The 14,751-nt window shown below is 66.4% G+C and carries 13 protein-coding genes; 6 read left to right on the top strand and 7 right to left on the bottom strand.

The window, feature by feature from the left end; genetic code table 11:
• The first annotated feature begins 95 nt into the window (after window positions 1–95).
• A complete protein-coding gene (locus NX782_RS23585) occupies window positions 96–899 on the top strand; it encodes a DUF6851 domain-containing protein (protein WP_258847941.1) in 804 nt (267 codons plus the stop codon).
• A gap of 1 nt (window position 900) precedes the next feature.
• Here NX782_RS23585 and rsmA read toward each other — a convergent pair whose 3' ends face one another.
• The 4 genes from rsmA to NX782_RS23565 are packed head-to-tail and all read right to left on the bottom strand — an operon-like array spanning window position 901 to window position 6,489.
• Window positions 901–1,680 (bottom strand): 16S rRNA (adenine(1518)-N(6)/adenine(1519)-N(6))-dimethyltransferase RsmA, encoded by a 780-nt coding sequence (gene rsmA, locus NX782_RS23580; protein ID WP_258847940.1) that lies wholly within the window; start codon window positions 1,678–1,680, stop codon window positions 901–903.
• A 7-nt stretch (window positions 1,681–1,687) separates the two neighbouring features.
• Window positions 1,688–2,746 carry a 4-hydroxythreonine-4-phosphate dehydrogenase PdxA gene (pdxA, locus tag NX782_RS23575; RefSeq protein ID WP_258847939.1) on the bottom strand — a complete coding sequence of 353 codons (1,059 nt, stop codon included), beginning with the start codon at window positions 2,744–2,746 and terminating at the stop codon, window positions 1,688–1,690.
• A 3-nt stretch (window positions 2,747–2,749) separates the two neighbouring features.
• Window positions 2,750–4,165: a peptidylprolyl isomerase gene (locus NX782_RS23570; protein WP_258847938.1), complete on the bottom strand. Its 1,416-nt coding sequence runs from the start codon at window positions 4,163–4,165 to the stop codon at window positions 2,750–2,752.
• A gap of 32 nt (window positions 4,166–4,197) precedes the next feature.
• A complete protein-coding gene (locus NX782_RS23565) occupies window positions 4,198–6,489 on the bottom strand; it encodes an LPS-assembly protein LptD (protein ID WP_258847937.1) in 2,292 nt (763 codons plus the stop codon).
• Between the two features lie 95 nt (window positions 6,490–6,584).
• Here NX782_RS23565 and NX782_RS23560 point away from each other — a divergent pair, with 95 nt between their 5' ends.
• The 4 genes from NX782_RS23560 to NX782_RS23545 are packed head-to-tail and all read left to right on the top strand — an operon-like array spanning window position 6,585 to window position 10,879.
• On the top strand, window positions 6,585–7,643 hold the full coding sequence (locus tag NX782_RS23560) for an aminoglycoside phosphotransferase family protein (RefSeq protein WP_258847936.1): 1,059 nt from the start codon (window positions 6,585–6,587) through the stop codon (window positions 7,641–7,643).
• A gap of 16 nt (window positions 7,644–7,659) precedes the next feature.
• The gene (gene murU / locus NX782_RS23555) at window positions 7,660–8,379 is read left to right on the top strand and encodes an N-acetylmuramate alpha-1-phosphate uridylyltransferase MurU (protein ID WP_258847935.1); all 720 of its coding nucleotides are present in this window, start codon (window positions 7,660–7,662) and stop codon (window positions 8,377–8,379) included.
• On the top strand, window positions 8,376–9,710 hold the full coding sequence (gene pepP, locus NX782_RS23550; RefSeq protein WP_258847934.1) for a Xaa-Pro aminopeptidase: 1,335 nt from the start codon (window positions 8,376–8,378) through the stop codon (window positions 9,708–9,710). The genes murU and pepP overlap by 4 nt, the downstream gene beginning before the upstream one ends.
• Entirely contained in the window at window positions 9,707–10,879 is a 1,173-nt protein-coding gene (locus tag NX782_RS23545) for a UbiH/UbiF/VisC/COQ6 family ubiquinone biosynthesis hydroxylase (protein ID WP_258847933.1), read from the top strand. The genes pepP and NX782_RS23545 overlap by 4 nt, the downstream gene beginning before the upstream one ends.
• A gap of 76 nt (window positions 10,880–10,955) precedes the next feature.
• On the opposite strand, the gene NX782_RS23540 is transcribed toward NX782_RS23545, so the two are convergent.
• The 3 genes from NX782_RS23540 to NX782_RS23530 all read right to left on the bottom strand — a co-directional run bounded on the left by NX782_RS23540 (window position 10,956) and on the right by NX782_RS23530 (window position 13,982).
• Window positions 10,956–12,413: an NAD(P)(+) transhydrogenase (Re/Si-specific) subunit beta gene (locus NX782_RS23540; protein ID WP_258847932.1), complete on the bottom strand. Its 1,458-nt coding sequence runs from the start codon at window positions 12,411–12,413 to the stop codon at window positions 10,956–10,958.
• Window positions 12,410–12,754 (bottom strand): NAD(P) transhydrogenase subunit alpha part 2, encoded by a 345-nt coding sequence (locus tag NX782_RS23535; protein WP_258847931.1) that lies wholly within the window; start codon window positions 12,752–12,754, stop codon window positions 12,410–12,412. The genes NX782_RS23540 and NX782_RS23535 overlap by 4 nt, the downstream gene beginning before the upstream one ends.
• A gap of 115 nt (window positions 12,755–12,869) precedes the next feature.
• Window positions 12,870–13,982 (bottom strand): Re/Si-specific NAD(P)(+) transhydrogenase subunit alpha, encoded by a 1,113-nt coding sequence (locus tag NX782_RS23530; RefSeq protein ID WP_258847943.1) that lies wholly within the window; start codon window positions 13,980–13,982, stop codon window positions 12,870–12,872.
• A 258-nt stretch (window positions 13,983–14,240) separates the two neighbouring features.
• Here NX782_RS23530 and NX782_RS23525 point away from each other — a divergent pair, with 258 nt between their 5' ends.
• Window positions 14,241–14,747, top strand: a complete 507-nt coding sequence (locus NX782_RS23525) for an NUDIX hydrolase (RefSeq protein WP_258847930.1) — start codon at window positions 14,241–14,243, stop codon at window positions 14,745–14,747.
• Window positions 14,748–14,751: the final 4 nt, after the last annotated feature.

Below are 14,751 nucleotides of genomic sequence, written 5' to 3'. Positions count from 1 at the left end.
TCGCCCGTATTCAAGCCCCATACGCCTGAGAACGCTCAACAGCCTGCCTGGCTGTGCTCGCCATACTCGACGGCGGCACAAAATGCGGAGGCGACATGAGGCGGGAGAACTTTCTAAAACTGGATGCGGCGGCCAGCATGGCCGGTACCGTGCTTGGCTGGAACCGGCAAGCCTTGCAGGCGATCCGCCACGCCCAACCCGGCCCGCCGCAGGCAGCGCGGGCGCTGGCGGTCCTGCACACCTGCATGTATAACGCCTGGGCCGCCTACGACGACACGGCGCGCCAGACCGCACACGGCGTCGCCGTCCGGCTGCCGCTGGCCGAACGCAGTGCGGCCAGCAAGACCGGCGCCATGAACCACGCCGCCTGCCGGCTGCTGTCCGAGCTGTTCCCGGCACAGGCAGGCAGCTTCGCAGCCTGGATGGACGGGCTGGGTCTGGACCCGGCGGCCGGTGGCGGTCCGCTGAGCCCGGCAGGCATCGGCCGCAGCCAGGCTGCCGCCATGCGCGCCTTCTGCCGGCAGCAGGGTGTGGGCCGGGTTGGCGGCCTGGTCGGCAGCGTCTTCGACATGCCCAACAAGGATGGGTTCGAGCCGCGGCTGCCGGTGGTCGAGCCGGCGCCGGGCCGCTGGTTCCTGCCGGCCCACCTGCTCTCCGAACACGACGGCTACAGCGACGACCAGGACGTGCGCCTGTTCTTCGCGCTCGCCAACGCACTGGCGGATGCCGGCGCGCTGGCGATCCAGGGCAGCCTGGGTGCCGCGGCGGCCGAGGTGATCAGGCGTTTTTCCGGCGACAGCCGTTTCGAGGCGGCCGGCTCGGCCGGGCAGGAAGCAGGGAGAAAGATCGGCGCACGCGCATTCGACGGCGCGCGCCGTTATTGGGAAGGGAAGTTGTAGTTTACTGGACGGGCTTGAGGATATTGGCCAGCGCCACATACTGCGCCAGTCCCACCGCCTCCGGGCGCGCGCCCGGATCGATGCCGGCTTCCACCAGCTGCTGCTCGGTGAACATGCCGGCCACGCAGTTGCGGATCACTTTACGCCGCTGCGAGAAGGCCTTGGTCACCACCGCTTCCAGCATCGCGGCATCGGCCGGCAGCTGGTGCCTGGTCGGGACCATGCGCACGATCGCCGAATCCACCTGCGGCGGCGGATCGAAGGCGGTCGGCGGCACCACGAACAGCATCGCCATGTCGTAGCGCCATTGCAGCATCACGGACAGGCGGCTGTAGGCCTTGGTGCCCGGTTCGGCCACCATGCGCTCGACCACTTCTTTTTGCAGCATGAAGTGCTGGTCCTCGACCAGGTGGGCGAAATCCGCCAGGTGGAACAGCAGCGGGCTGGAGATGTTGTACGGCAGGTTGCCGACCACGCGCAGCTTCTTCCCTTCCGGGACCGGGATGCTGCCGAAGTCGAACTTCAGGGCGTCGCCGGAGTGGACGGTCAGGCGTTCGCGCGGATAGGCTTTCTCCAGGCGCGCCACCAGGTCGCGGTCGAGTTCCACCACGTGCATGTGGTCGAGCTCCTTGAGCAGCAGCGCGGTCATGGCTGCCAGGCCGGGGCCGATTTCGACCATGGTCTCGCCACGGCGCGGGCCGATGGCATCGATGATGTCGCTGAGGACGTGGGCATCGGTCAGGAAGTTCTGGCCGAAGCGCTTGCGGGCTACGTGTTTCATATTGTCTTTATGTGGATGCCTGGGCGCGGACCATGGACAGGGCGACGCGGATCGCCTCCTCCATGCTGCCGCTGTCGGCCAGGCCGAGGCCTTGCGCGGCCAGGTCGAGGGCGGTGCCGTGGTCGACCGAGGTGCGGATCAGGGGCAGGCCCAGGGTGATGTTCACGCCGCGCCCGAAGGTGGCGTGCTTGAGCACCGGCAGGCCCTGGTCGTGGTACATCGCCAGGACGGCGTCGGCGTCCTGCAGGTACTTGGGCTGGAACAGGGTGTCGGCCGGATACGGGCCGCGCGCATCGATGCCGCGCGCCTGCGCCGCCTGCAGTGCCGGTGTGATCGTGTCGATTTCTTCGCGGCCCAGGTAGCCGTTTTCGCCGGCGTGCGGATTCAGGCCGGTGACCAGGATGCGCGGCGCAGCGATGCCGAATTTGTTCCGCAGGTCGGCGTGCAGGATGTCCAGCACCTGGTCCAGGGTCTCGCGCGTGATCGCGGCCGGCACGTCTTTCAGGGGCAGATGGGTGGTGGCCAGCGCCACGCGCAGGTAGGGCTGCTCCTGCTCCGAGGATTGCGCTTGCAATGCGCCAGCCAGCATCATCACCACCTTCGGCGTGCCGGTCTTCTCGGCCAGGTATTCGGTGTGGCCGGAAAAGGCGATGCCGGCGTCGTTGATGGTGCTCTTCTGCAGCGGCGCGGTGACGATGGCGTCGAACCAGCCGGCCTGGCAGCCCTCGATGGCGAGGTCGAGCGTGGCCAGCACGGCACGGCCGTTGTTGGCGTCGAGCTGGCCCGGCACCACATGGGCGTCGAGCGGCACGTCGATCACGGGAATCGTGGTGGGGCCGAAGTGCGGCAGGCCGCTGTGGCGCAGCGCCATGGTGGACAGCGCCGACAGGCGGATGGCCGGGTCGATCAGGCTGGCCGTCATCGCCAGGTACGCGGCGTCGCCGACCAGCACGCACCTGGCCTGCTCGCGGAGAAGCCAGGCGGCGCGGATCGCGATTTCCGGACCGATCCCGGCCGGCTCACCGACCGTGACCGCCAGCGTGGGACGTGGGCCCGGAGCGGTCATTGCTTACTTGTCCTCGCGGAACTCGACGTAGGCGCGGTCGCGGACCTGGCGGGCCCAGTCTTCCATCGCTTCCTGGCGCTTACGCTCGGTGAGCACCTGGCGCGCCATGGCGCGTTCCTTGTCCTTCGAGGCGTCTTCGGTCTTGCGCTCGACCACCTGCACGATGTGCACGCCGAACGGCGACTTGACCGGGTCCGAGATCTGGCCCGGCTGCAGTCCGTTGATGGCCGCTGCCAGTTCGTCCGGCACGTCGCCCGGCTCGACCCAGCCCATGTCGCCGCCCTTCGAGGCGTAGCTGTCCTGCGAATTCTGGCGCGCCAGGTCTTCGAACGTCGCCTGTTTGCTTTCGATGCGGGCCTTGAAGTCCTGCAGCTTCTTGCGTGCCTCCGCTTCGGTCTGGGTCGGGGTGATCTTCAGCAGGATATGGCGGGCGTGGGTCTGCTGCACGGCCGCCGCGGCCTGTTCCTGCTGCTCGACTTGCGGCTTGCGCACGTTGTTGACCTTCAGGATGTAGAAACCGAGGTTGGTGCGGATGACCGGCGTCACCTGGCCCGGCTTCAGCTTCAGCAGCTCGGTCGCGAAGGTGGTCGGCAGGCGGTTCGGATCGCGCCAGCCGATCGCGCCGCCCTGCAGGGCGTCCGGTGCGTCGGAATAGGTGGCCGCCATCTTGGCGTAGTCGGCACCGGTGCGCAGCTGGCGCGCGACCTCGTCGGCACGCGCCTTGCGCGCCGCGATCTGCTCGGGCGAGGGATTTTCCGGGAGACGCACCAGGATCTGCGACAGGTCCAGTTCGACGCGGTCGGCGGCGGCGGCCTTCTCGGCGGCCAGGTAGGTGTCGATCTCGGCATCCGACACCTGGATCTTGGCGTCGACTTCGTGGTCGATCAGGCGCTGCAGGATGATTTCGTTGCGGATCTGCTCGCGGAACTGGGCGAAGGTCATGCCCTCTTTTTCCATCTGGTTGCGCATTTCCTGCACGCTCATCTTCTGCGATTCGGCGATGCGGCCGATGGCGCGGTCGAGTTCGATGTCGGAGACGCGCACGCCGTATTCCTTGCCCAGCTGGAGCTGGGCGCGCTCGGTGATCATGGCCTCGACCACCTGGCGGCGCAGGTCTTCCGGATCGGGCAGCTGGGCGTTCTGCGCACGCAGGCGCGCCGCGATTTCATTGACGCGGTTGTCGACTTCACGCTTGGTGATGACTTCGTCGTTGACGATCACATACACGGAGTCGATGACCTTGGCAGAGCTGGATGCCGGCGGCAGGAAACCAGTGGTCGGCGCAGCGGCCGGCTTCGCTGCCGGAGCGGCCGGAGCGGCCTGGGCCAGGACGTCGCCGGCTGCGATGGCGCACAGGAGCACTGCGGCCAGCTTGACTTGATGCAAACGGGTGGTACGCATATTCAGGGAAGCACTCATTTCAGGGTTTCTAGTTGTCCATGGCCAGACGCTCAAGGGCGGCCGACATTGGTGTTCAGCCGGGTATAGCCCGGGATGCTCTTGTTAAAGGTTTCGATCGGATTGCCGATGCCCAGGCGCGACAGGCCGTTGAGCTCGAGCTGGAAGAAGATCGGCGTCGAGGTCGTCTGCAGCGCGGTCACGAAGCGCTGCGCGCCCATCCGGAACACCCAGCAGTCCGCCTTGTATTCGAGGCCGACCAGGCCCTCGAGCAGCTTGCGGTCGCGCAGCGAGTAGCTGGCGCGCGCCACGCCATACCAGCGCCGCGACAACGGCCACTGGCCCGACACGTCGGCATTCCTGAAACCGCTGGCAAGGCCGAAGGTATCGCGCTGGTAGCGGTACTCCAGGTTCATGACCTTCATCGGCGCCGGATTCCACTGCACCCCGTAGTTCATGCTGTACATGCTGCGGCTCTGCGCATCGTATTGTACGCCGCTGTCGAAGCTCCAGGCTTCGGAAATGCGGCCCGATGCCGCCAGCAGCGCGTCCGAGCGCGTGACTTCCGGCGCTTCGGAGGGATTCAGGCGCACGCGCGGCTCGACCCGCGGGTCGCTGAAGTAGTAGCGGCTGCCCACCACCAGGCGCAGGCGCTCGGCGCCGTTGGGCTCGATGAAGCGCGAGACCACGGCCGCCGTCAGCTGGTTGGCGTCCGACACGCGGTCGGCGCCGACGAAGCGGTTTTCGGTGAACAGCTGGGCGTAGTTGAAGCCGGCCACCGCGGTATCGAAGTTCGGGATCGCGCTCTGGTCCTTGTACGGGGTACGCACGTAGAACAGGCGCGGCTCCAGGGTCTGGGTCGAATTCTCGCCGAACAGGCCGCTCTGGCGCTCGAAGATCAGGCCGGTGTCCAGCGACAGCGTCGGCAGCACGCGCGAAATCCGGTTGCGCTGCTCCTTCGTTGTCGGATCGACGTTGTTGTCCAGGTCGTACTGGGTCGCGTGCACGATCGCCTTGGGCGTGAAGAACCAGCCCGGGCGCACGATCGGATAGCTGAGCTGGCCGACCAGGTTGGCGCGGTTGCCCTGCACCAGGGTGTCGTCCGGGTGCGAGAAACGCACCAGTTCGGCGTCCGCCGACCAGTCGAAGCCGCCCAGCACGTCGTAGCGGCCAGCGTGGAAATTAATCTGCGGCAAGCGGTCATACGGACGCGGCACGCGCAGCGCGGCGGCGTTCGGGTTGTTCGGGTCCTGCGACGCCGGGTCCTGCAGCACCTGGTAGCTCTGGACGCGCGCATTCACGCTCCAGTAATGACCCCAGTAGTCGGTGCGCAGCTCGCGCAGCAGCTGGCGCTCGGCGCTGGCCGCCACCGTGCGCGAGAAGTCGGACGGGTATTCGTTGTCGGACGCGGCGTGCGCGTTCCAGCCGTAGCTCCAGCCCGGCGCCAGCACCTGGCTGTGCAGGGTGTCGATCCACCAGCGGTCGCGCTTGGCCACGCGGTCGTTCGGCAGCACCTCGAGGTGGGTCTCGCCGCTGTAGGGGCCGCGCTCGGTTTCGCCGATGTAGCGGCCGGTGGCGCCCATCTGCAGGCCGCGGTTGAAGATATAGCGCGGGTACAGGGTCAGGTCGCGGTTCGGCGCGATGTTGACGTAGTACGGCACCATGACCTCGGCGGCGCCCTTGGAACCGGTGCCGATCGAAGGCGGCAGCCAGCCGGAGCGGCGCGCGCCGGACAGCGAGAACGACATCGCCGGCAGGCCGACGATGGGCACGTCCTTGAAATAGATGACGGTCTTGCCGGCGGTGCCGACGTCGCGGCCGTTGTCCAGGTTCAGGGTGCTGGATTTCAGGTACCAGTCCGGATCCGGGCCTTCGCAGGTGCTGTAGGTGCCGTCCAGCACCAGGGCCTGGTTCTCGCCCAGGAAGTCGATGCGCGCGGCCTTGCCCTGGCCGTTGTTCATCTGCAAATGGTAGGCCGGGTTCAGCACCCAGCCCTTGCCGGTTTCCAGGTTCAGCTGCAGCGCGTCGCCCTTGTAGCGGTCGCCGAAACGCCACATGTTGATGTGGCCCTGGGCCGTGACCTCGTCTTCGACCTGGCGGAAGCAGGCGGTATCGGCGGTGATGCCGGTGGCGCCGCGCGTGACCTCGACGTTGCGGAACATGTTCAGTTCACGGTCGGGGCGACCGCTGAACTCCTCGGCACGCATGGTCGTGGGCTGGTCGTCGTCGTTGCGCGGTGCCGTCGGGGCGGTCTGCGCGTACAACGGCCCCGTGGCCACGGCGACGAGGGCGGAGAAGGCAGCGGCGCGCCGCGGCGGGAAAGGAAGGGCCGTAATCCAGCTCATGAAAGATCGCGTTGCACCATAGAGGGCGATTTTTTGGATTGAATCCCTTATTATATGGGAATTCCTTTCATCAACCGGATTCACCGGGACGCTTCATGTCTTCTCTGTCTCAACACACTCCCGCCCCCATCGACAAGGATGCCCGCCTGGCCCAGCTGACCGCATGGCTGGGCACTCTGGACCTGGTCGAGGTCGGGAGCCTGCGCCCTGCCTCGGCCGATGCCAGCTTCCGCCGTTACTTCCGGCTCGATGTTGTTCCGGCGCTACGCGCCAAGCTGGGCGACACCCTGATCGCCATGGACGCCCCGCCGGAACGCGAAAACGTGCCGGCCTTTATCCACGTCGACGGCTTGCTGTTCGACGCCGGCGTGACGGTGCCGGCCATCGTCGCCCGCAAGGTCGAAGACGGCTTCCTGCTGCTGTCCGACCTCGGCACCACCACCTACCTGCAGCGCCTGGACGTCGACAACGCCTCCTTCATGTACTCGGACGCGGTCGATGCCCTGATCAAGTTCCAGCTGTCCAGCCAGCCCGGCGTGCTGCCGGAGTTCGACCGCGCCTTCGTGCTGCGCGAAATGAACCTGTTCCCGGAATGGTTCATCGGCCGCCACCTCGGCGTCGAGATGAGCGACGCCCAGAAGGCCAAGCTGGACAAGGTGTTCGAAGCCATCTGCGCCAACGTGCTGGCCCAGCAGCAGGTGTTCATGCACCGCGATTTCCATTCCCGCAACCTGATGTTCCTCGACCAGGGCAATCCGGGCGTGCTGGACTTCCAGGACGCCGTGTACGGCCCCATCACCTACGATCTGGCCTCGCTGATGCGCGACGCCTACATCCAGTGGGACGAGGAATTCGTGCTCGACTGGGTCGTGCGTTACTGGCAAAGCGCCAAGCAGGTCGGCCTGCCGGTCAATCCGGACATCGACGCCTTCTACCGCGACTTCGAATACATGGCCCTGCAGCGCCACCTGAAGATCCTCGGCATCTTCTGCCGCCTGAACTACCGCGACGGCAAGCCGCACTACCTGGGCGACCTGCCGACCGTGATGGACTACGTGCGCAAGACCGCCAACCGCTACACCGAACTCAAACCGCTGCTGCGCCTGCTCGATGCCTTCGAGGACAAGGCACCGTCGGTCGGCTACACCTTCTGATTCCCGGACCGAACGCATGAAAGCCATGATCTTCGCCGCCGGCCGCGGCGAGCGTATGCGTCCGCTGACGGACACCATGCCCAAGCCCCTGGTCAAGGTGCGTGGCCGCCCGCTCATCACCTACCACGTGATGAACCTGGTCCGCGCCGGCATCCGGGACATCGTCATCAACCACTCCCACCTCGGCCACATGATCGAGGAAGAACTGGGCGACGGCAGCCGCTATGGCGCGCGCATCGTCTATTCGCACGAACCGACCCCGCTGGAAACCGCGGGCGGCATCGCGAATGCCCTGCACCTGCTGGGCAAGGAACCCTTCGTGGCAGTGTCCGGCGACATCTACGCGCCCTACTTCGACTTCGAACAGGTACTCGATGCGCTGCCGGACAACGACGCCGTCGGCCAGCCGATCCCCGTCGACAAGCGGGATATCGCCTGGCTGTACCTGACGCCGAATCCCTGGCACAACCCGGAAGGGGACTTTGGCCTGACCATGTACACGCTGTCGAACGAAGGTGCGCCGAAGTGGAATTTCGCCGGCATCGGCGTCTACCGTCCTGAAATGTTCGACGGCATCAAGGCTGGCGAGTTCCTGAAATTCGGCCCGCTCATGCGCCAGTTCATCGAACAGGGCCGCGTCGGCGGCGAAATCTACACCGGCGAGTGGGTCAACGTCGGCACCATGCGCCAGCTCGAGGAACTCAACGCACCCTATTCCGCCAAAGCCAAGCCATGACCAATTTTGCAGCACGCCGTGCGCGCCTGGCCGCGCAAATGCTGCCGGGCGCGGTGGCCGTGCTGCCGACCGCCCCGGAAGTTCCGCGCAACAGCGACAGCGACTACCCCTACCGCCACGACAGCTATTTCTATTACCTGACCGGCTTCACGGAGCCGGAAAGCGTGCTGGTACTGGTGGCCGGTAGCGGCGAGCGGCCCGCGCGTTCGATCCTGTTCTGCCGCGAGAAGAACGTCGAGCGCGAGATCTGGGATGGTTATCGCTACGGCCCCGAAGCCGCCCGTTCAGCCTTCGGCGTGGACGAAGCCTGGCCCATTGCCGAACTGGATACCCGCCTGCCCGACCTGCTGGCCGATGCATCCGCGCTGTACTACGCCACCGCGTCGAACGCCGCGCTGGATGCCCAGGTGGCCGGCTGGATCAAGGCCGTGCGCGCCCGCTCGCGCAGCGGCGTCACCGCCCCTTCCGCCTTCCACGACCTGCTGCCGCTGCTGGACGAGATGCGCCTCATCAAGGATGCGGACGAACTGGCGCTCATGCAGCGCGCCGGCGACATCTCCGGCAACGCCCACGCCCGCGCGATGCGCGCCGCCCGTCCCGGCCTGCACGAATACGCGCTGGAAGCGGAGCTGCTCTACGAATTCCGCCGCAACGGCGCCCAGTTCCCGGCCTACACGCCGATCGTCGCCTCCGGTCCCAACGCCTGCGTCCTGCACTACAACGTCAACGACCGCCTGATGCAGGACGGCGAACTGGTGCTGATCGATGCCGGCTGCGAACTCGATGGCTACGCCTCGGACATCACCCGCACCTTCCCGGTGAATGGCCGCTTCAGCCCGGCCCAGCGCACCCTGTATGAACTGGTGCTGGCGGCCCAGGACGCGGCCTTCGCGGCGATTGCCCCCGGACGTCCCTACAGCGCCTTCCACGAAGCGGCGCTGCGCGTGCTGGTGCAGGGCATGCTGGACCTTGGCCTGATCCCGGCCGGGACCCATGCCACTGTAGAGGACGCCATTGCCGCGAAAGCCCATGTACCCTTCTACATGCACGGCACCGGCCACTGGCTGGGCATGGACGTGCACGACGTCGGCGCCTACCGCGACCTGACGCAGCTTGACAAGCCATCGCGGCCGCTGGCGCCGGGCATGGTGCTGACGGTGGAACCGGGCATCTACGTGCGTCCGATGGAAGGCGTGCCGGAGGAATACTGGCACATCGGCATCCGCATCGAAGACGACGTGGTCGTCACCGACGATGGCTGCCGCATTCTGACTTCGGCGGCGCCGAAGGCTGTGGAAGAGATCGAAGCATTGGTGGGAAAGGGAGCATGAGCGAGCATACGAAGATCGAGGAAACGCTGGACGCCGACGTCGCCATCTGCGGCGCCGGTCCGGTCGGCATGGCGCTGGCCGCCCTGCTGGCACGGCGCGGCGTGCCGGGCCAACGCATCGTCCTCATCGACGGCAAGTCCCTGGGCCAGGCGATCTCGGACCCGCGCTCGATCGCGCTGGCCTGGGGCAGCCGCCTGCTGCTCGAAGAAGTGGGCGCCTGGCCCGGCATTGGCGCCGCAAGCACCGCCATCCACCAGATCCACGTCTCGCGCCGCGGCCACCTGGGCCGCAGCCTGATGGACCGCGACGAACACGATCTCGAAGCGCTGGGTTACGTGGCACGCTACGGCGATGTGGTCGACGCCCTCGCCCGCGCCTGCGAACGCGCCGGCGTCCAGGTGCTGCGGCCCCTGCGCGTGAGCGGCATGGAAGAATCGCCGCAGGGCGTGCGGCTGCAGCTGGACGACGGCCGCACCTTGCAGGCGAAGATCGCGGTGCAGGCCGAGGGCGGCGTGTTCGGCGAGCAGCCCGATAAAACCAACACCCGCGACTACGGCCAGACCGCCGTCATCGCGCGCGTCAGCGTCAGCAGCCCGCGCGCGCACCGCGCCTTCGAGCGCTTCACCGATGAAGGTCCGCTGGCCCTGCTGCCGCAGGAAGGTGGCGACGGCCACCAGTATGCGCTGGTGTGGTGCGTGCAGCCCGAACGCGCCCAGCGCCTGCTGGACCTGGGCGAAGACGCCTTCTTGCACGAGCTGGGCGAAGCCTTTGGCGAGCGGCTGGGCCGCTTCACCAGGGTCTCGCCGCGCGTGGCCTTCCCGCTCGGCCTGAACGCCGACCCACGCGCCAGCGCGCGCACGGTGGCGATCGGGAATGCGGCCCAGACCCTGCACCCGGTGGCTGGCCAGGGCCTGAACCTGGGCCTGCGCGATGCCGCCGTGCTGGCAAGGCTGCTGGCGCGCGAGATGACGCCGGCCGCGGTCGACCGCTTCGCCGCCGAGCGCGAGGGCGACCGCAACATGGTGATCCGCGCCACCGACACGATGGCGCGCGTGTTTGCCGGTACCGGGCCGCTGCAGTCGGTGTTCGGGTTGGCGCTGGCGGCGCTGGATACGGTCAAGCCGGCCAGGATGCTGCTGGCGGAATTGATGATGTTCGGCCGGCGTTGACTCCGCGCTGACGTGGGCACGGGGTGCCCACCCTACCGTCATCGTAGGGTGGGCTCCCCGAGCCCACGATTACCGTTCACTCCACCGCCTTCACCATAGCCTCGATCACCTTCTTCGCATCCCCGAACACCATCATCGTGTTCGGCTGATAGAACAGATCATTGTCCAGCCCCGCATACCCCGAGGCCATCGAGCGCTTGTTGACGATGATGCTCTTGGCTTTATAGGCCTCCAGGATCGGCATGCCGGCGATCGGCGATTTCGGGTCCTTGGCCGCCGGGTTTACCACGTCGTTCGCGCCCAGCACCAGCACCACGTCGGTCTGGCCGAATTCGCCATTGATGTCTTCCATTTCCGCCACCTGGTCGTAGGGCACCTCGGCCTCGGCCAGCAGCACGTTCATGTGGCCGGGCATGCGGCCCGCGACAGGGTGGATCGCATAGCGCACCGTGACGCCGTGTGCGGTCAGCTTGTCGACCAGTTCCTTCACCGTGTGCTGGGCGCGCGCCACCGCCAGGCCGTAGCCCGGCACGATGATCACGGATTCCGCGTTCTGCAGGATGAAGGCGGCGTCTTCCGGCAAACCGGATTTGACGGAGCGCTGCTCCTTCGCGCCGCCGGCATCGCCGCTGGCCGCCTCGCCGCCGAAACCGCCCAGGATCACGTTGAAGAAGGAGCGGTTCATCGCCTTGCACATGATGTACGAGAGGATGGCGCCGCTCGAGCCCACCAGCGAACCGGCGATGATCAGCATCGAGTTATTCAGCGAGAAGCCGATGCCGGCCGCCGCCCAGCCCGAATAGGAGTTCAGCATCGACACCACTACCGGCATGTCGGCGCCGCCGATCGGGATGATGATGAGTACCCCCAGCACGAACGACAGCACGGCCATCACGATGTAGGGCGTCCAGGCCGGCGCGGCGCCGTCCGAGAAACAGAACACCAGGCCCAGCGCGATGATGGCGATCGCTACCAGCAGGTTGATCAGGTGCTGGCCCGGATAGCGCACCGGCGCGCCCTGGAACAGGCGGAATTTGTACTTGCCTGCCAGCTTGCCGAAGGCGATCACGGAACCGGAGAAGGTCACGGCGCCCACAAAAGTACCGATGAACAGTTCCAGCCGGTTGCCGAAGGGGAGCGCGGCACCGCGTTCGGCGATGTTGAAGGCCCACGGCTCGGACACCGCGGCAATCGCGATGCACACCGCGGCCAGGCCGATCAGCGAGTGCATCGCCGCCACCAGCTCCGGCATCTTGGTCATCTCGACCCGGCGCGCGGCAACCGCGCCGATCGCGCCGCCCACCACCACGCCCAGCAGCACCAGGCCGAAACCCATGCCGCCGGTCTGGATCTGCTCCTTCAATTTGAACATCAGGGCGATGGTCGTGAGGACCGCGATCGCCATCCCGCTCATGCCGAACACATTGCCCATGCGGGCCGTCGACGGCGAGGACAAGCCCTTCAGCGCCTGGATGAAGCACACCGACGCCACCAGATACAGCAGCGTCACCACATTCATGCTGATCATGTTCATGCGGCCTCCTTCTCGCGAGCGCCGGCGGCCGTTTTCGCATCGCGCGCCGCCTTCGGCTCCTTCTTCTTGAACATCTCCAGCATGCGCTGGGTGACCAGGAAGCCACCGAACACGTTGACGGCGGCCAGCGCCACCGCCAGCGTGCCGGCCACCTGCCCGGTGATGCCCTCGGTCAGGCCGGCCGCCAGCATGGCGCCGACGATGATGATGGCCGACACCGCATTCGTCACCGCCATCAGCGGCGTGTGCAGGGCCGGCGTGACGGTCCACACCACGTGGTAGCCGACGTAGATCGCCAGCACGAAGATGATCAGGTTGATGATCGTGTGACTGATTTCCATACTCTTTCTCTCCTTCCATTGAGGTCGTCATTCCCTCGGAGGCGGGAATCCATACCTCGCGTGCAACATTGCCTCAGCATGGATTCCCGCTTTCGCGGGAATGACGTGTCGGGTGTTATTTCCTGAGCACTTCGCCGTCGGCGCACAGCATCACCGCGCGCACGATCTCGTCCTCGCGGTCGATGGCCAGCTTGCCTTCCTTGTCGACGATGAGTTTCAGGAAGTCGAGCACGTTGCGCGCGTACAGGCTCGATGCGTCGGCCGCCACCAGCGCCGGCAGGTTCGGCTCGCCGATGATGGTGACGCCGTGCTTGACCACCGTCTTGCCCAGTTCCGTCAGCGGGCAGTTGCCGCCCTGCTCGATCGCCATGTCGACGATCACCGAACCGGGCTTCATGGCGCGCACCGTATCCTCCGAGATCAGCACCGGCGCCTTGCGGCCGGGGATCAGCGCGGTGGTCACGATGATGTCGGCGAGCCTGGCGCGCTCGTGCACCAGCTCGGCCTGGCGGCGCATCCAGTCGGCCGGCATCGGCCGCGCATAGCCACCCACGCCCTGTGCGATCTCGCGCTCCTCGTCGGTCATGAAAGGCACGTCGATGAACTTGGCGCCCAGCGATTCGACCTGCTCCTTGACCGGGGGCCGGACGTCGGAGGCTTCGATCACGGCGCCCAGGCGCTTGGCGGTGGCGATCGCCTGCAGGCCGGCCACGCCGACGCCCATGATCAACACCCGCGCCGCCTTCACGGTGCCGGCCGCCGTCATCAGCATCGGCATGAAACGCTGGTAGGCGTTCGCGGCCAGCATCACGGCCTTGTAGCCGGCAATGTTCGCCTGCGACGACAGCACGTCCATCGACTGCGCACGCGTGATGCGCGGCGCGGCTTCGAGGGCGAAGGCGGTCAGGCGCCTGTCGGCCATGGCGGCCAGGTTGTCGGTATCGAAGGGATTAAGCATGCCGACCAGGAGCGCGCCCGGCCGCATCAGGCTGCGCTCGTCGGCGTTCGGGGCGCGCACCTTCAGCACCAGCTCCGCGCCGAAGGCTTCGGCGGCGCTGCCGATGCGGGCGCCGGCGGCGGCATAAGCGTCATCAATCACGGAAGCATGCAGGCCGGCGCCGGCCTGCACGATCACCTCGTGCTGGGCCGCCAGCTTCTTGACGGTTTCGGGGGTTGCGGCGACGCGTGTTTCACCTGGCCTGGACTCGGCCGGCACACCAATCTTCATCATGCCTCCGTAAAATTGATAAACTGTCTACAATCTAGCACGCAACACGGTGCAATAAGCGCAGTCAATACAGATCAGTGGTATTTCGTAAACAGATCGGCAATTTTCCTGCCCAACGTGTTGCAGACCTAGGGATATCCCACCATTTTTTGTATCAAATCAAGCGAAAAGACCGGCCAGAACTGTTGCAATGCAGCGTGCGTGCAAGCAACGACCTTTTCATCAAGGTAGAATGTCGGCACATTTCCAAGGACGCGCATGACCCATACCTTCAGACCATCAGTGACCGTCGCCGCCATCATCGAGCGCGATGACGGCCGCTTCCTGCTGATCGAAGAGGAAACCAGCGACGGCATCAAACTGAACCAGCCGGCCGGCCACCTCGATCCGAACGAGTCGCTCGAACAGGCGGTCGTGCGCGAGGCACTGGAAGAAAGCGCGCTCGAATTCATCCCAACCGGGCTGGTCGGCATGTACATGTCGCGCTACCACTCGAAGTCGCGCGGCACCGACATCACCTACCTGCGCTTCACCTTCTGCGGCAAGCCCGGCAAGGAATACGACCAGCCGCTCGACCACGGCATCCTGCGTACCATGTGGATGACGCGCGACGAGATCGCGGCCTGCCAGGAGCGCCACCGCAGCCCGATCGTGCTGAAATGCGTGGACGATTACCTGGCCGGCAAGCGCACCTCGCTGGACCTGCTTTATACGGACACTTCCGTCTTCCACGGCGGATTGGCCATTCAACCGGACGTAACCTAAGTAA

It is taken from the genome of Massilia norwichensis (assembly GCF_024753245.1).
GTDB classification, from domain to species: Bacteria; Pseudomonadota; Gammaproteobacteria; order Burkholderiales; family Burkholderiaceae_D; genus Telluria; species Telluria norwichensis.
This window is presented reverse-complemented; position numbering and strand designations above follow the sequence as displayed.